We start from the raw sequence: 16292 nt of genomic DNA, 5'->3' as shown, positions 1-16292 counted from the left end.
CGCCCGTAGGTTCGCCTTGTCATTTGAAACCAAGGAGAACCGACATGATCCGCACTCTCACCCTGGCCGCAGCTCTGCTGGCCCCGGTTTCCGTTGCCGCGCAGGAACTGCCGACCGCGCCCTACCTGCCACTCGACCTGGCCCAGACCGCCGCGCAGACCGCGCTGGAAGCCTGCGCCGCCGAAGGCAATAATGTCAGCGTCGCCATCGTCGCCCGCAGCGGCGTGACCAAGGTGCTGCTGCGCGCCGACAATGCCGGGCCGCACACCGTGGGCAGCAGCACCGGCAAGGCCTTCACCTCCGCCAGCATGGGCCGCGATACAGCGGGTCTGGCCGGGTTCATCGGCGGCAATCCGCAGAATGACGGGCTGCGCGATATGGATGCGCGGCTTGTGATCCAGGCGGGCGGCCTGCCGATCCGCATCGGCGGTGCGCTGGTCGGCGGCATCGGCGTCGGCGGTGCGCCCTCGGGCGACATCGACGCCACCTGCGCCCGCGCCGGGCTCGACGAAATCGGTGCCGAATAGTCCCGGTTTATGTGTCTCGGTCGGCCCTAAGGGGCCGGCCGCTTCGTCGGAGGACCGATACAATGATGCGTGTAATCCTGAGCTTCTTCCTGCTGGTCGTTGCGCCTATGGTCCACGCCCAAACCCCGCCATCGACCGCTGACGTGGCGGGTTATGACGGCCTGCACCTTGCTGCGCATGAAGGGGACGCGGACGCCATCCGCCGTCTGGCCGCGTCCGGGGCCGATCTCGACGCCCGCGACCGGGCGGGCCGCACCCCGGCCCATGTCGCCGCCTTTGCCTCGAACGAAACCGCCCTGCGTGCCCTGGCCGAAACCGGGGCAGACATGAATGCGCTGGAAAACCGTGTCTATGACGTGCTGACCATCGCCGCCGTGGCCGACGATCCCGAAATGGTGTCGCTGGCGATGGAACTGGGCAACCGCCCAGACCTGATCACCAGCGTCTATGACGGCACAGCGCTGATCGCTGCGGCGCATCTGGGCCACCACGAGGTGGTCCGCCGCCTGATCGCCGGTGGCGCGCCGCTCGATCATGTCAACAATCTGGGCTGGACTGCCCTGATGGAAGCCGTGGTCCTCGGCAATGGCGGGACGGATCATCAAGCTACCGTGCGTGCTCTGGTCGAGGCCGGAGCCGACACAACAATCCCCGACCGGGATGGTGTCACGCCGCTGCAACATGCCGAGGCGCGGGGCTATGGTGAGATCGCTGGGATCATTCGTAACGCAGGCGGTTAGTTGATGGATTTCAATGGCCGAAACCAAGTCGCTTTGGGTTCACCTGCCAGGCCTGACCCCATGGCCTTTGGATAGCGTTCCGGGTCGAAGCGGCTGACAAGCATGGCGGCGACAGCGAGCCAGCCGAGGTGCATGATCCAACCGCCGGCAAAACTACCCGTGGTCTCGTGAATGCGCGCCAGGATGAAAGGCGGGGTCGCCGCAAGGACAAACCCGCCGCCCTGCATGAGCGCGGCAAGCGGACCGGCGCGCGCGGGGTCGGGAAGGTGATCGAGCGCAACGATGAGGCAGAGCGCGAAGCTTCCGGCCAGCCCGACGCCGCAGATCGCCACCCAGACCATCGGGAGCATGGACGGCGCGGCCACCAGCCCGGCGAAACCGGTGGCCTGCATGGCGATGCAGGCCCACAGCCAGGGGCGACGGTCGGCGTGGCTCCGGGCGAGCAGCGGCAGGATGACCGCGCCGAAGCCCTGGCTGATCGCCATGATCGAGATCAGGATGCCGCTATCGCTGCCGCTCCAGCCCTGCGCCTGGTAGTAGGGCGCAAGCCACGCAATCATCGACGAATAGCCGCCGTTGATCAGGCCGAACACCGCCATCAGCGCCCAGGTTCTGCGCCGGCCAAGAAGCTGCGCGACCAGGCCCCGCTCCGGTCGAACCACCCGCGTTTCAGACAGGATCCCGGCGGCGACCACCAGGGCGAGCAGCACGGGCAGCGACAGAATGGCAAGTGCCGTGGTCCAGGACTGTCCGCTCTCGACCAGCGCCGGCGTCAGTTGCACCCCCAATGCGCCGCCCGTCATGATCATCGCCGAATAGAGCCCGGTCATCGCCGCCACGCTTGCGGCGAACTTCTCCTTGATCAGCCCCGGAATCGCCGACTGGATGAACGCCGCCCCGGCACCGCACAGGATGGCCGTGAAGATCAGGACCGGGCCGTTGACCGCGAAAAGCCGGAGCGAAACTCCCAGGAACAGCAGGCCAAGCGCCGCCAACAGCCCACGGCGCGTGCCGATCCTGGCCTGGATCGGTGGCGATGCGAAGGCCCCGATCCCCATCAGCAACATCGGCAGCAGGGTCAGCAGCGACAGCGCCCCGTATCCCAGACCGGTCTCCTCGGCAATCAGTGGCAGGATCGGACCCGGCGCGGCCAGAAAAGGCCGCAGGTTGAGCGCGATCACCACGATCAGGAAGACCAGCGCAATCCGCCGCGACGCGGGCGCTTTCATCACACCTACCATGTTTCGTTCCTAACTGCCTTCCGTCGAGCGCGCCGCCCATGACCGGTAGATACCGGGTGTCGCCGCGTCCTCAGGCGCGAAATAGCGGATCACCGCCCAGCTCTGTTCTTCGAGCGGTCGCGACAGTTCGGCGGTGGCGGCAGCCGAGGACAGACCATAGGGCGCGCCGTTCTCGTTGGTATAGCCGATGACGATCTCGGCGATCCCGGCGTTACGCATTGCCGCAAGGCACATTGGGCAGGGCTGGCCGCTGACATAGACGGTGCAGCCGTCAAGCCGGGGGGTCGCCAGCGCGGCGCCGGCTTCGCGCAGCGCCACCAGTTCCGCATGGGCGGTCGGATCGTTGTCGGCCTCGATCCGGTTCACCGCCCGCGCGATCACCTTGCCGTCCTTGACCAGCACGGCGCCGAAGGGCTGGCCGCCACCCGCGACGTTTTCGCGGGCGAGCGCGATCGCTTCATCCATGAAAGCCTTGTCGCTCATCGTGCACCTGCCTTTTCGAGTATGGTTGCGATTTCGGCATAGCCGCGCTGACGGGCATGTTGCAGCGGCGTCACCCCGTCATTGTCGGCCAGGTTCACATCGGCACCGGCATCGACCAGCAGCCGGGTGATTTCCACATGACGCTTTCCGCCATCCCCGAGGATCACCGCTTCGAGCAGGGCCGTCCAGCCCAGTTTGTTCACATGGTCGATATCGGTGCCGGCCTCGATCAGCACCCGCACCGTTTCCACATGGCCGCGTTCCGCCGCCGGGATCAGCGCGGTGCCGCCATAGCGGTTGGTGCTCGTCAGGTCGGCGCCATGCGCCAGCGTCATCTTCAGGATCTCCAGATGCCCACGGGCCCCGGCATAGAGGTAGGGGCTGTCCTCGATACCGTCCTTTGCATTCACATCGGCACCGGCCTCGATCAGGAGCCGGGCGGTCTCAATCCGGTTTGCGTGGGTCGCAGCCATCAGAGCGGTGCGCCCGCGTTCGTCCCGAGCGTCGAGTTGTGCCTCTCTGGCGATCTTCTCTGATACGGCAGCTGTGTCACCGCTTTCGGCCGCGGAGATCAACAAGGTGTCGGCCTGGGCGGCTGAAACGAAAGGATCGGTCATTGTCATGCATCCTGTAAGCGAAAGCAGTGCGAAAAGCGTCGGCAAGCGGCCACGCATGGGAACCTCCTGTGTTGCCTTTCCAGATAGTGGACAAGATGATCATCTGGAAATTGGATGTTCAGATGAAGTTCAGAGAAAAATCGAATAGGTCGTTCAACACCGATCTGTTACGCAGTTTCGTCACAGCCTAAAACTACGCACGCCGATTGAAGACGCAGCAAGGCCTCACGCCGTTCGAATTCATCTGCAAAATCCGGACAACCGAGCCAGCACGCTTCACTGTCGTTCCAACCCACCACACGATGGGACCAAACACCGAGCGGCGGAGCCTGAACAAACGGGCCAGAATGACATCCATCGGCGTGGCGGGCATATTCGTGCTTGCCAAACTGTGGGCCTTTCCCGTGACCGGCTCGCTCGCGATTGCGGCCTCCGCCGCGGACAGCGCGTTGGACCTGCTCGTCTCGGCCACGGCGATCTCGGTTGCGGGGATCGCCATAGGTTTCGCTGCAATCGACCGCCTCACTGGAGCGGCGCAACCTTCGCTTGACGGTGATGGGCTGGGGCGCGTCATAATGGGCCTGTCCGTGCTGCTGACGCTGGCAATCGTCCGATTTTGATCGATAAGCAGCTGACCCAAACTGCCTGCTGCTGCGATGAACGAGGATGATAGCTTTGGGGCCGTCCGGCGGAGCGGGGTAGGTGTGTCGGGTGTTCGCCGCGACTTCCGGATTGCGATCCGATGACGCGATCATCGGGGCTCCACCGTGTCACGGGGGTTCCAGGCGACTTCGCGCGCCGCGAGACCGACGGGTTTCTTCAATTCGAACTGCCGGTCGCTGACGATGTAGTTGTCGGCATGGAGCCGGGCAATCGGCTGATACATGGCCGGGTTGACATAGCGGCCGGCCGGGTCGAGGCAATCGTCGCGTATGTGCATCTGCACCACTTCACCCAGCACGATGGCGCGGCCGGGATAGTCGATGATCCGCTCGACCCGGCATTCCATGGCGCAAGGGGTATTGGCGACCCTCGGGGCGTCGATCTGCGTGCACGGCGCCGTCGTGAGCCCCGCGAAGTCGAGTTCGTCGACATCGGCGGCAAAGTTGACGCCGCACAGGATCATCTGGTCGGCCAACGCCATGTCCACCATGTTCACACAGAACTGTTCGGTCCGGCGGATGTTTGCGGTCGTGTCCTTTTCGCTGCCGTCGGGACGGGCGCTGAAACCGATGATCACGATCGGCGGTTCATGGGCGAACACGTTGAAAAAGCTCATCGGTGCGGCGTTGTTCTGGCCCTCCGGTGATCGCGTCGAGACGAGCGCGATCGGACGCGGTCCGACAAAGTTCGTCAGTAGCCGATAACGATCCGCCGGGGGAAGTTCCGTGAAATCGAACTGCATCAGAGAACCTTTCCCGCCGGTGTTCCGTCTGCCCGGCCTTCCTCGACCGCATGGCAACGCACCGATGACTGACCCTCGGTGCGGAGCAGGGGGGCATCGCTGCGGCAACGGTCGTCAGCCAGCGGGCAGCGCGGGTTGAACGTGCAGCCCGGCGGCGGGTTCAGCGGGCTGGGCGGTTCGCCGGTTTGCAACGCGCGGGCGCGGTTCGGGTCGTGGATATCGGGGATCGTGGCCAGGAGCAGCTGGGAATAGGGGTGTCGTGGTGCGCTGAACAGGATGTCGGCGGGTGCCATCTCGACGATCTGGCCCAGATACATCACCGCAATCGTGTCCGACATGTGCCGGACAACGCTCAGGTCGTGGCTGATGAACAGGTAGGTCAGGCCGAGCTCTTGCTGCAGCTGTCGCATCAGGTTCAGGATCTGCGCCTGCACCGAAACGTCGAGCGCCGAGGTCGGTTCGTCGCAGACCAGCAGTTCGGGTTCCGAGGCCAGAGCGCGCGCAATCGAGATGCGTTGCCGCTGACCGCCCGAGAATTCGTGCGGGAACTTTCGGGCGTCGTCCGCGGCCAGACCCACCGTTCGCAATAGGTCCTCGACCCGTTCCTGCGTCTTGTCTTCACCCGCCCGCAGTTTCATTTCACGGATCGGTTCCGCGATGATGTCTCCGACGCGCCACCGGGGATTGAGGCTGGAATGAGGGTCCTGGAATATCATTTGCACCCGTACCGGGCGGCCTTCGGCTCCGGCGCCGAAACGGATATCCCCCGATGTGGTCGCGTAGAGACCGGTCACCAGACGGGCGACAGTGGACTTGCCGCAGCCGGATTCGCCCACGATGCTGAAACAGCTTCCGCGCGGGATGCTGAAGCTGACGTCGTTCACCGCCTTCACGAAGAGCCTTGGTTTGCGTTCAAGCACGCGGTTCAGCCACGGTGCGGAAACGTCAAATTCCTTGGACACATCGGTGACCGAAAGGATGGGATCGGCGGTGATCATGCGGTGCCTCCCTCATGCAGAAAGCAGGCAGCCCGGTTGCGGCCCGCCGGCGTCAGTTCCGGTTTGTCCCGCCGGCAGCGCGGGCCCGCCATCGGGCAACGCGGATTGAACGCGCAGCCCGAGGGGCGCGCGTTCAAACGTGGCATCGCCCCGTCGATCTGCGTGAGCTTGTCGACCCGTTTGTGCAGGCTCGGAATCGCCGCCATCAGACCCTTGGTATAGGGGTGTTGGGCATCGTGGATCACATCCTCGACCCGGCCGGTTTCGACCACGCGGCCCGAATACATGACCGCCACCCGGTCGGCGGTTTCCGCGATCACGCCCATGTCATGGGTGACCAGCATGATACCGTTGCGGTGTTCCTTGCACAGCCTGCGCAGCAGGGCGGTGATCTGTGCCTGGATCGAGACATCCAGCGCGGTGGTCGGTTCATCGGCGATGATCAGATCCGGTTCCGCCGCCAACGCCAGCGCGATGACAACCCGTTGCCGCATACCGCCCGAAAACTGATGGGGATACTGTGACAGCCGTTCCTCGGGCGCGGGAATGCCGACCTCGCGCAGGAGCTTCAGGGCGCGTTCGCGCGCGCCCTCTTTTGACAGGCCGGTATGAAGGCGGATCGTTTCCATGAGCTGCGCGCCCACGGTGAACAGCGGATTGAGCGCGGTCAGCGGATCCTGAAAGATCGCGCCCATCTCGCGGCCGCGCACCTTGGTCAGTTCTTCTTCGGACAGCGTGTCGACCCGTCGTCCGCCGACGCAGATCTGGCCACCCGAGATCCGGCCGGGCGCTTCGAGCAGGCCCAGCACGGCGAGACCGGTGATCGATTTGCCCGCGCCGGATTCGCCCACCACGCCGAGGATTTCTCCGGGTGCGATCCGCATCGACACGTTGTCTATCGCAGTCAGCACGCCCCGGCGCGTCGGAAATTCGACGCTCAGGTTCGTTACTTCGAGCACAGCGGTCGCATCCGGAGCAGGTGCCGCGCCCGGAAGATCGTGCTGGTGTGCAGCTTGCGACATCATCTCAGGCTCTTTCACGTCTGACACCCGTCCATCAGCGGATAGGCGGGGGGGAAGATTTCGGTTACCGGGGGATGCCCGGCGGTGCGGTCGGGGTATCGGGCGCGCAGCCCGTCGAACTGGGCCTGCGCCCGGGCGCGGGCCCCGGCCATGTCGAGCCCGGCGACCCGGCCATCGCGCATCGACAGGCGCCCGTCGACGATGGTGGCGCGGGTGACGCGGCCGGTCGCGCCGAGGATCAGCGTCTGCACCGGGTCGATGGTCGGCGCCATCGCGGGATCGGCCAGGTCGAAGACGGCGATATCCGCCTTGCCGCCGGCGCGCAGCACGCCGATATCGTCGCGGCCCAGGGCGGCGGCCCCGTCCCGCGTCGCGGCGTCGAGGAACTCCGCTGCCGTGCAGGCGGCGATGTCGTTTTCCGCGATGCGGCACATCATCATGCCGACCGCCATGTTCAGCACCATGTCGGGCGGCGCGGTGTCGGTGCCCATGGCGACGCGAATGCCCATGTCGCGCAGTTTCCGGAAGGATCGCAGCGCGCTGCCGTGGCGGGCGCTGACCAGCGGGCAGTGGATGACGGTCACGCCGGCATCGGCGTAGCGGCGCAGGTCGTCCGGTGTCGCGACGGTGGCGTGCGGCGCCAGCAGGCGGGGGCTCAGCAGCCCCAGCCCGCCGAGCCAGTCCGGCGCGGTCCTGCCGTGAAGGGCGCGGACCGTGTCCAGCTCCATCATGCCCTGCGCCATGTGCAGGCGCACCGGGCAGTCCAGATCCTCCGCCGCCCGCATCGTCCGTCTCAGCAGGGGTTCGGTGCAGGTCTCGACCCGGTCGGGGGCGAGCATCGGGCTGACCAGCCCGTGGCCCTGCCATCGTTCCGCAAAGGCGATGGCCTCGGCCAGCCCCCGCAGCCCCCGGTCCTCGTCGAATTCGGCGGTGATCCGGCCATCGGCCTCGACCACCATGCCGCCGGACCGGTAGGCGGGGCCGAGCCAGACGCGCAGCCCGAGATCCTGCGCCGCGCGGGCCGCGGCCTCGAACTCGGCCGCCGTTTCGCCCCATTCCCGGTAGAAGAGCGAGGCGATCGGCGCCGCCGTGGTGATCCCGTTCAGCAGGAGCTGGGCAAAGGCATAGCGTTTCTGGAACGCCAGTTCCCCGGGCGTATACATCTCGTAGGGGCCGCGCTCGACATAGGAGCGCGGCCAGACCCGCCCCTTCCGTTCGCCGGGCCAGTTGTCATAGGCCAGCAGCGTGGTGTCGAGATCCGACAGCGCATCGAGATCGACGAAGCCCGGCGCGACCAGCGCCTCGCCCATGTCGAACCGCGCCGCGACATCGCCGCCAAAGCGGTTGCCCGCATGGATCACGGTGTCGCCGTCGATCACCACCTCGCCATCGCGGACGAGACGGCGCCCGGATGGCGTATCGGCCACCAGCCAGCGCGCCGCGATGGCCCAGCGGCCCCGCGGGCGGGTGCCGAGGGGGATGTCGGCGAACCGGGTCATGGGGCCGCGACCAGGGTGGCGCCGTCGCGCGCGGTGACGCGCCCGCCCTTGACCACCAGCTTGCGCGGGGCGTGGGTGACGACCGCCTCGGCCACCGTTTCGCCCGCGACCAGAACCACGTCGCCCGGCGCGCCGGTCTCCAGCGCGCGGCGCGGCCTGGCCATCGCCTCGGCACCGCCGCCGGTGCAGATGTCGAGCGCGCGTTTCACCTCGGCATCCATGCGCAGGTTGTTGCGCAGGCCGACGAACTTGGCCCGCTCCAGCATGTCGCCGTTGCCGTAGGGGCCCCAGGTGTCCTGGATGCCGTCATTGCCGGCGCCGATGCGGATGCCATGCGCGTCGAGCTGCTTCACCAACGGGGCGGGCGACGAGGTCGGCGCCGTGGTCATGATGCGCACATCCAGCGCGGCCAGCCGTTCGAGCATCGCCTCGACACGCTGGAAATCCGGCATCCCGAGGCAGAAGGCATGGGAAATCGTCACCAGCCCGTGCATCCCCAGCGCCGCGGCGCGGTCGAGGATCATGTCCATCGAGAACATCCCGAGTTCGCCGCGTTCGTGCAGGTGGATGTCGATGCCCTTGCCGTGCTTGTCGGCAAGCCCGAAAACGGTGTCGAGATGGCCCTTGGGGTCGCGATCCACGCCGCAGGGGTCCAGCCCGCCGACCAGGTCGGCGCCCATGGCCAGCGCCCGGTCCATCAGTTCGGCGGTGCCTTCGCGGATCATCAGCCCGGACTGGGGAAAGGCGACGGTCTCGATCTCGACCACATCGGCGAGCCGGGCGGCGGTTTCCATCACCCCTTCCATCGCGCGCAGGCCGGCATCGGTGTCGATGTCGACATGGCTGCGGATCAGCGTGGTGCCCAGCGCGGCGGTCTTCAGCGCGTGGCGCATCGACTGCACATGCGGGTCGAGGCCGAGCGATTTCTTCATGTTGCGCTCGTTCTCGATCATCGCCGTCAGGCTCGCCCCGCCGACATCGTTTTTGTACCAGGGCCAGCCCAGCAGCGACTTGTCCAGGTGGGTATGGGCATCGACGAGGCCGGGAATGGCGATAAGGCCGCCGCCGGGTTCGACCGGCACGTCCGGGGCCTCGATACCCGGCGCGATCCGCGAGACGACACCGTCCCGGATCAGGATATCGGCGGCTTCGCCGTCCATGATGCGGACATTCTGTATCAAGAGCGAAGACATCGGCACGGTCCCTTATCGAAGTTTCGGGTTCAGCGCATCGCGCAGCCAGTCGCCCAGCATGTTCACCGCGACAACCAGAATACACAGCTGGATCGACGGAAACAGCACGATCCACCACGAGCCTGAGAAGAGATACTGGTTTCCGACCCGGATCAGCGTGCCCAGCGATGGCTGGTTCGGCGGCATGCCGACACCGAGGAACGACAGTGTCGCCTCGATCAGGATGGCGAGGCCGAAATTCAGCGTGGCGGCGACAAAGACCGGGGTCAGCGTATTGGGCAGGATATGCTTGAGCATCAGCCGGCGGGCGGGCGTGCCGACGAGCCGCGAGGCCTGCACATATTCCTTGCGCCGTTCCACCATGGTCTGGGCGCGGACCACACGCGCGTATTGCACCCAGGAATACATGGCGATCGCCAGGACCAACACCACCGAGATGCCCGCCTCGCGCAGCTGGGGCGGCAGCAGGGCCTGCGCCACCGAACTGACGAGGATCGCAACGAGAATGATCGGGATAGAAAGCAGGACGTCACCGATGCGCATCAGCACGTTGTCGACCCAGCCGCCATAAAACCCGGCGGTCAGCCCGGCCAGCACACCGATACCCAGTGACACCAGCACCGAGGCAAGTCCGATGAAAATCGAAATGCGCGTCCCATAGAGAATACCGGAAAGGATATCGCGCCCTTGCACATCGGTGCCGAGAATGAACGGCATCTGCCCGCCTTCCATCCAGACCGGCGGCAATTCGGCGTTCCAAAGTTCGAGCGAGGCGAGATCATAGGGGTTCTGCGGCGACAGCGCCGGGGCGAGGATCGCAGTCAGGATCACGAGGATCAGCACGACGGCGGCGCCGACGGCGGATTTCGAGTTCCTGAAGCTCCACCATAGATCGCTGTCGAAGAAGCGTTCGCGACGGCTCATCGTTTTCTGACGAGGATCGGCGGCAGGTGTATCAGTCAATTGTCGGCTCCACGCAGGCGGGGATCGATCACGGCATAGGTCACGTCAACGATGGTGTTCAGCAGGACAAAGATCAGCGCCACGATGCACAGGTAGGCGGCCATGATCGGCACGTCGACAAACGTAACGGCCTGGATGAAGAGCAGCCCCATACCCGGCCACTGGAACACCGTTTCGGTCACCAGCGCAAAGGCGATGAGCCCGCCGATCTGCATGGCGGTCATGGTCACGACCGGCATCAGGCAGTTGCGCAGGGCATGGCGGAAATGGATCGCGCGGGCGGGTATGCCGCGGGCGCGGGCGAATTTGATGAAATCCGAGCGCAGGACTTCGAGCATTTCCGCACGGACGAGCCGCATGACCAGCGTGATCTGGAACAGCGACAGCGAAAGCGCGGGCAGAATGATCGACATGCGGCCCGACTGGGTCAGAAGCCCGGTCGACCACCAGCCGATCTGAACCGTCTCGCCGCGCCCGAAGGCCGGGAACCAGCCCAGCCAGACCGAGAAGATCAGGATAAGACCGATCCCCACCACGAAGCTGGGCAGCGAGATGCCGATGATCGAGGTGAACTGCATCGCTTCGGCATACCATGTCTGACGCCTGATCGCGGTGATCACCCCCATGGGGATGCCCACGACCAGCGAGATGATGGTGGCAACGATCACCAGTTCGAATGTTGCCGGGAAACGTTCCGCAATCATGGCCAGAACGTCCTGCTGGTTGCGGAACGAAATGCCGAAGTCTCCCTTGGCGGCATTGGCGACGAAGGTGCCGTACTGGATGGCAAAAGGCCGGTCGAGACCCAGCTTGGCACGCAGATCGTCGCGCTGCGCCTGCGTGGCCTGTTCGTTCAGCATCAGCTCTACCGGATCGCCCACAAAACGGAAAATCATGAAGGCGATGAAGCTCACCGAGAGCATCACGAAGATCGCATTTGCGAAGCGCTTGATAAGAAAGGCCAGCATCATTGCCCCCATGGCGGAAAGAGCGGGCAGCGCCGGGGCGCTGCCCTGGTCGGGAGGACGTTACTTGGTGACGTACCAAAGCCGCGGCTTGTTGTCGGGGAACTGCGGGAAGTCCCCGAACCCGGACGATACCGCCCAGGCCATCGGCTGCTGGTGCAGCGGCATCATCACGATCTCGTCCCTGGCGATTTTCAGCGCTTCGGTTTCCATCGCCAGCCGCTTGTCGTTGTCGAGTTCGACACCCGCCGCATCCGTCAGCCGGTCGATCTCGGGATAGGACCAGCCGCCCCAGTTGAAGACCCCGGCATTGCCTTCCTTGCTGTGAAGCATCTGGATCAGGATCGAATAGGTGTCGAGCATCGGCAGCGTTGCCCAGCCGATCGTATAGACGTCGGCCTGACCGTTCGCGCGCTTGGGCGTCTGTTTGGCGGTGGGGCCGATGTCGAGCCGGGGCTTGAGCCCGATCCGCGACCACATCGATGCAATTGCCTGACAGAACTGCTCTTCGTTGACATAGCTTTCGTTGGTGCAGACGAAATCGAACTCGAAACCGTCAGGGTATCCCGCTTCGGTCAGCAATGCCTTTGCCTTGTCCGCATCCGCCGGCACGACGGTGTCGAGATCGGCCGAATAGCCGGGGATCGCCGGGGCGACCAGCGTGCCTGCGTTGCGCGATTTGCCGCGCATCACCTTGTCGTGGATCAGGTCCATGTCCACGGCCATCTGCATCGCCTGGCGCACGCGGAGGTCGTTCATCGGGTTCGCGCCGCCAGCGACAAGCTCGTCACGGCGGTTGAAACCCAGCATGACCGTACGGAGGTCGGTCCGCTCGAGGACCTTGAGGTTCGTCGCCGCCTCGAGGCGCGGAAGATCCTGAACCGGCGCACTGTCGACGAAATCCACCTCGCCCGACAACAGGGCCGCAACCCGGGTCGCCGCCGAGGTGATCGGCTGGAATTCGATACGGGTCAGGTTGTGCTGCGCCTCGTCCCACCAGCCTTCGTTGACCGTCAGGATGGTTTGTGCCTCCGGCGTGCGGGATTCGAGCTTGAACGGCCCGGTGCCGTTGGCGTTGAAGGTCGCATAGCCTTCGACGCCGGCGCTGACATCGGTGGGTTTCTCGGCATTGTTTTCGACCAGCCAGTCCTTGTCGAAAATGTGGATGTTGGTCAGATCGTTGAGCAGCAGCGGATAGGGGCCGGTCAGCTCGATATCTATGGTGCGATCGTCCACGACCGCCGCGCTTTTATAGGCGGGAAGGTTGCCCTTGAGCGGTGAGGATGGATCGCTCACGCGGGCCAGCGAGGCCAGCACATCCTCGGCGGTGAAATCGTTGCCGTTGTGGAACTCGACCCCTTCGCGCAGCTTGAACCTCCAGGTGGTCGGGCCGACGATTTCCCAGGACTCGGCGAGCGCCGGCTCGATCTTCAGGTCGCGGTTGTAGCGGACCAGCCCCTCGTAGATATGGTTCAGGAAGTTGATCGTGTAGCTGTCACCGTAGGAATAGGGGTCGAGCGAAACGATGTCGCGCGGGGCGCCCCATCTTACGGTTTCCGCCATCGAACCAGTTCCGATGAACGCCGTTGCCAGCCCGACGGCCAGAACGGCTTTTGATCCAAGTCCCGAAATCATCTGGATACTCCCTGTTGTGGATACAAAAACAGTAACTTTTGCATCCAATATCGCGGTCGAATTTAGGATGAGCGCCGTGTCTGGCAGGCATCCGTGGATATGCCGTGCTGTTCTCCTCCAACGTGGCATGTCGGATAGCGTAGGGATGGCGGCTTGTTGTGTCTACAAAATTTTGGCTGATTGTATGTAATCGTTGTATACAATACATTGCGGGAAAATGATGTTATTGTCGCCGGAAAAGTCGCTCCGCTCTTATGGAGCATAACGGGCCATGCTGTGAGTGGTTGAAACCATGCATAAATCTTCAAATCGTAGCGTCCCGGTCTACGACTCGCTACGACAGGCAATCATCGAGCAGGCGCTGAAACCCGGCGTAAAGCTCCCCGAGGATTCAATTGGCGAAACCTTCGGCGTCAGCCGGACTATCGTGCGAAATGCGCTGGTCCGGCTCGATTCGGAGGGCCTTGTCGATCTTCGGCCAAATCGCGGTGCATCGGTCGCCGAGCCCACCATCGAAGAAGCCCATGACATATTCGAGATGCGTCAGTGCCTCGAAGGCGAGGTGGTGCGGCGGCTGTGCGGGATGGACCCTGCGCCTGTCGTCAAAGCGCTCGATACGCATCTGGCGGAAGAGCAGGAGTGTCTGGGCAAGTCTGCGGCCCGGTCGATCCGTCTTGCCGGAGAGTTTCACATCCTGCTGGCCGAGCTTACCGGGTCGCCCATCCTTGCCAAGTATGTGAACGAGATCGTTTCACGGTGTTCGCTGATCGTCGCACGTTTCGCGGTGGCGCACTCGGCTGAATGTGGTGTCGAAGAACATGCGGAGATCATCGCGGCCATCGCCAATGGCGATGGCGACCGCGCCGCGACCTGCATGTTCAGCCACCTGCGAGGCGTGCAGGACCGGGCGTTGCTGGAGCCCGAGGACGTTCGAGCGGAAAATGTGGCCGACATCCTGTCACGCTACCGATTGCAGATGTCCGACTGATATCGTTTCTGCGACGGCCCGGGGCTGCTGATCGTTTCAACGGACACGGTGGTATTGCCAATCTGACTAAGCGTGCAATCGAGTGGCTGTGCCGGCACCAGATCGTTTCAGGTGCTTACGCAAGCGCAATCATCTTGTCTTACTCACACCGCCAAGGGCTGCACGGCAGCAAGTTTGGCTGTCTCTTTAGAGAAGCCCCTGCTTGCTCAAATCCAGAACAACGCGTTCGGCCAAATTCGCGCAACGTGCGCCGTCAAACGGGAAAATGGCGTCAAAGCCGCCATGCACCCGGCGCTCCAGATCGGTTTTCAACCATCTGCGGGCCCGAAACAGGCGTGTTTTGACCGTGATCGGACTGATTTCGAGGTCGCGGGCGATTTCCTTGTTCGTCATGCCTTCGGCTTCGCTCAGGATGAACACGAGGCGCAGCGCTGACGGCAGACCATTCACCAACTCCTCCAGGATCTGTCTCAGTTGATGGCGCCCGAACTGCGCCTCGGCGGTCTCCGGGGTCTGCCCTGGAAAGGGCAGGACGGAGGTGTCGTCGCTCTCGGTCACTGTGTCATACTCCTGCTCTGGGCGTTTCCGGCGCTGGTGCATGAGCGCGTTGTTGATCGCAATGCGGGTGATCCAGGTCGAAAAGGAAGACGCGCCGCGAAAGCTGTCCAGGCGCCGGAATGCGGCAAGATAGGCATCCTGCACCACATCCTCGGCCTCGGCATCGGTCGATACGATCCCCCGCGCGACCCGGAACAGGCGGGCGTTGTTGCGCCGGATCAGTTCCCGAACCGCGGGTTCTGAACCGGCCGCAACGGCCGCAAGCAGGTCGGCTTCTCCGGTCGTGTGGTCGATGACCGGAAACGGGTCGTCGGTGGTTTGCCGGTGTTGGGCGTTCATTGGTGTTCCTCCCGAATGATCCTCCCCCGAGCGATGATGTCCTCTACCGATGGAAATCCCGCGAGCGCCTCTGGGTCAAGATCATCGCTGTCCTCCGCCCGCCCTTCCCATTCCGGATCCGAGGGCTGGCCTACCACGATCCGCCCGACCATGCCGGCCATTTCATGCGGAATGCAGTAATAATCATAGACGCCGGGAACGATCAGCGTGACCTCGAAGCTGTCATCAGGCAGCAGGAAACCGCTGTCCCACGCCGTGGCGCCCTCCGGGATACGGCGTTGCCGGTCGAAGATGTCCGGGTGATAGGACGTTGCGGTGTGGCTGTTGGCGGGATCGCGATTGACAAAGCGCAGGGTCGCCCCCGGCGTCACGGCCAGGCCAATTGGCGCGAACCAGACACGTTCGCCGCGTGCCGTTCCCCTCATTTCGATGGTTTCGACCTGAGCGGAGTGCAAGGCTGGCGGGGCCCCGAGGGTAGCGATCATGCTACCCCCGGCAACCAGGAAATACCTGCGCCCGCGCATCATTCGGCGAGCCTCGACTTGGCATCATCATCATGGAACAGCACGACATGGGCATGCGGTTTGTCCACTCCGGGATGCCCCGCATTGTAGTAGATATCCACATTCGACACCGTATGGTTCCCGATCCCCAGACCGTCATAGGCGGTGCCGTTCTGCAGTTCTTCCAGCGGGGTCATATAGACCGTGGCCGAAAGCTTGCCGTCATGATCATAGGCAAGAAACGGGCCGGCCGGCAGTTTCTCGGGATTGACGAAGAGCGTGCCCAGGCCGGGAATATACTCTGGCAGGGGCAGGGCATCGCTGACCTTGACATAGGGTTCGCCCGGGGGCGCCATCCGCAGCGCTTCTTCGTCATGGGCCATCGCGGAGCCTGCCGAGATGACGAGGGCGGTTGCAGCGATCGAGAAAGCAGTTTTCATGTCGGATCCTTTCGAGTTCTGGAGGCACCACGGTTCTGGGGTGCCTGTCTCTTTGATGCGCCAGGGTCGAAAAGGTTCGCAGAAGTTTCGTGTCACCGGGTTTTCCGGCGCCTGATGGCCGAATATTGGCAGGTGTCGCCCGTGGGCGCGGTCGATCGGCCATGGGCTGTCAACCG

General features: G+C 64.2%; 17 protein-coding genes and 1 pseudogene. 4 read left to right on the top strand and 14 right to left on the bottom strand.

Annotation, left to right across the window (positions count from 1 at the left end; genetic code table 11):
* Positions 1-44 precede the first annotated feature (44 nt).
* A complete protein-coding gene (locus C6Y53_RS07455) occupies positions 45-527 on the top strand; it encodes a GlcG/HbpS family heme-binding protein (RefSeq protein WP_106471868.1) in 483 nt (160 codons plus the stop codon).
* Positions 528-589: 62 nt separating this feature from the next.
* The gene (locus C6Y53_RS07450; protein WP_106471867.1) at positions 590-1267 is read left to right on the top strand and encodes an ankyrin repeat domain-containing protein; all 678 of its coding nucleotides are present in this window, start codon (positions 590-592) and stop codon (positions 1265-1267) included.
* On the opposite strand, the gene C6Y53_RS07445 is transcribed toward C6Y53_RS07450, so the two are convergent.
* From C6Y53_RS07445 to C6Y53_RS07435, 3 genes are all read right to left on the bottom strand, one after another.
* Positions 1264-2451 (bottom strand): MFS transporter, encoded by a 1188-nt coding sequence (locus C6Y53_RS07445; RefSeq protein WP_211299489.1) that lies wholly within the window; start codon positions 2449-2451, stop codon positions 1264-1266. The genes C6Y53_RS07450 and C6Y53_RS07445 overlap by 4 nt on opposite strands.
* 66 nt (positions 2452-2517) lie before the next feature.
* A complete protein-coding gene (locus C6Y53_RS07440) occupies positions 2518-2991 on the bottom strand; it encodes a nucleoside deaminase (RefSeq protein ID WP_106471863.1) in 474 nt (157 codons plus the stop codon).
* Positions 2988-3608, bottom strand: a complete 621-nt coding sequence (locus C6Y53_RS07435) for an ankyrin repeat domain-containing protein (protein WP_244614970.1) — start codon at positions 3606-3608, stop codon at positions 2988-2990. Before C6Y53_RS07435 ends, C6Y53_RS07440 begins: the two co-directional genes overlap by 4 nt.
* 191 nt (positions 3609-3799) lie before the next feature.
* Between C6Y53_RS07435 and C6Y53_RS21180 the strand changes: the two are divergent.
* Positions 3800-3919, top strand: a pseudogene (locus tag C6Y53_RS21180) (IS481 family transposase); the annotation flags it as partial.
* Positions 3920-4359: 440 nt separating this feature from the next.
* On the opposite strand, the gene C6Y53_RS07425 reads toward C6Y53_RS21180, so the two are convergent.
* Genes C6Y53_RS07425 through C6Y53_RS07390 form a run of 8 tightly spaced genes read right to left on the bottom strand, consistent with a single transcriptional unit; the run spans position 4360 to position 13288 of the window.
* Positions 4360-5013: a flavin reductase family protein gene (locus C6Y53_RS07425; RefSeq protein ID WP_106471861.1), complete on the bottom strand. Its 654-nt coding sequence runs from the start codon at positions 5011-5013 to the stop codon at positions 4360-4362.
* On the bottom strand, positions 5013-6011 hold the full coding sequence (locus tag C6Y53_RS07420; RefSeq protein ID WP_106471859.1) for an ABC transporter ATP-binding protein: 999 nt from the start codon (positions 6009-6011) through the stop codon (positions 5013-5015). Before C6Y53_RS07420 ends, C6Y53_RS07425 begins: the two co-directional genes overlap by 1 nt.
* Positions 6008-7033 (bottom strand): ABC transporter ATP-binding protein, encoded by a 1026-nt coding sequence (locus C6Y53_RS07415; RefSeq protein WP_106474000.1) that lies wholly within the window; start codon positions 7031-7033, stop codon positions 6008-6010. Before C6Y53_RS07415 ends, C6Y53_RS07420 begins: the two co-directional genes overlap by 4 nt.
* A gap of 14 nt (positions 7034-7047) precedes the next feature.
* Entirely contained in the window at positions 7048-8532 is a 1485-nt protein-coding gene (locus C6Y53_RS07410; protein WP_106471858.1) for a chlorohydrolase family protein, read from the bottom strand.
* The gene (locus tag C6Y53_RS07405) at positions 8529-9725 is read right to left on the bottom strand and encodes an amidohydrolase family protein (RefSeq protein WP_106471857.1); all 1197 of its coding nucleotides are present in this window, start codon (positions 9723-9725) and stop codon (positions 8529-8531) included. The genes C6Y53_RS07410 and C6Y53_RS07405 overlap by 4 nt, the downstream gene beginning before the upstream one ends.
* 12 nt (positions 9726-9737) lie before the next feature.
* Entirely contained in the window at positions 9738-10649 is a 912-nt protein-coding gene (locus C6Y53_RS07400) for an ABC transporter permease (RefSeq protein ID WP_106471855.1), read from the bottom strand.
* Positions 10650-10684: 35 nt separating this feature from the next.
* A complete protein-coding gene (locus C6Y53_RS07395; protein WP_106473999.1) occupies positions 10685-11656 on the bottom strand; it encodes an ABC transporter permease in 972 nt (323 codons plus the stop codon).
* A 60-nt stretch (positions 11657-11716) separates the two neighbouring features.
* Positions 11717-13288 (bottom strand): ABC transporter substrate-binding protein, encoded by a 1572-nt coding sequence (locus C6Y53_RS07390; RefSeq protein ID WP_106471853.1) that lies wholly within the window; start codon positions 13286-13288, stop codon positions 11717-11719.
* 280 nt (positions 13289-13568) lie between these two features.
* Between C6Y53_RS07390 and C6Y53_RS07385 the strand changes: the two genes are divergently transcribed.
* The gene (locus tag C6Y53_RS07385) at positions 13569-14276 is read left to right on the top strand and encodes a GntR family transcriptional regulator (protein WP_211299487.1); all 708 of its coding nucleotides are present in this window, start codon (positions 13569-13571) and stop codon (positions 14274-14276) included.
* Positions 14277-14462: 186 nt separating this feature from the next.
* Here the strand turns inward: C6Y53_RS07385 and C6Y53_RS07380 are convergent, their stop codons facing one another.
* From C6Y53_RS07380 to C6Y53_RS07370, 3 genes are read right to left on the bottom strand one after another with little or no spacing between them, the layout of a single operon-like run.
* A complete protein-coding gene (locus C6Y53_RS07380) occupies positions 14463-15173 on the bottom strand; it encodes an RNA polymerase sigma factor (RefSeq protein ID WP_106471851.1) in 711 nt (236 codons plus the stop codon).
* Positions 15170-15658 (bottom strand): plastocyanin/azurin family copper-binding protein, encoded by a 489-nt coding sequence (locus tag C6Y53_RS07375; protein WP_244614968.1) that lies wholly within the window; start codon positions 15656-15658, stop codon positions 15170-15172. Before C6Y53_RS07375 ends, C6Y53_RS07380 begins: the two co-directional genes overlap by 4 nt.
* A gap of 38 nt (positions 15659-15696) precedes the next feature.
* The gene (locus tag C6Y53_RS07370) at positions 15697-16116 is read right to left on the bottom strand and encodes a hypothetical protein (protein ID WP_106471847.1); all 420 of its coding nucleotides are present in this window, start codon (positions 16114-16116) and stop codon (positions 15697-15699) included.
* Positions 16117-16292: the final 176 nt, after the last annotated feature.

The organism is Pukyongiella litopenaei (genome assembly GCF_003008555.2).
Lineage (GTDB): Bacteria > Pseudomonadota > Alphaproteobacteria > Rhodobacterales > Rhodobacteraceae > Pukyongiella > Pukyongiella litopenaei.
The sequence above is the reverse complement of the archived record's forward strand: the minus strand, read 5'-3'. Positions and strand labels throughout refer to the sequence as shown.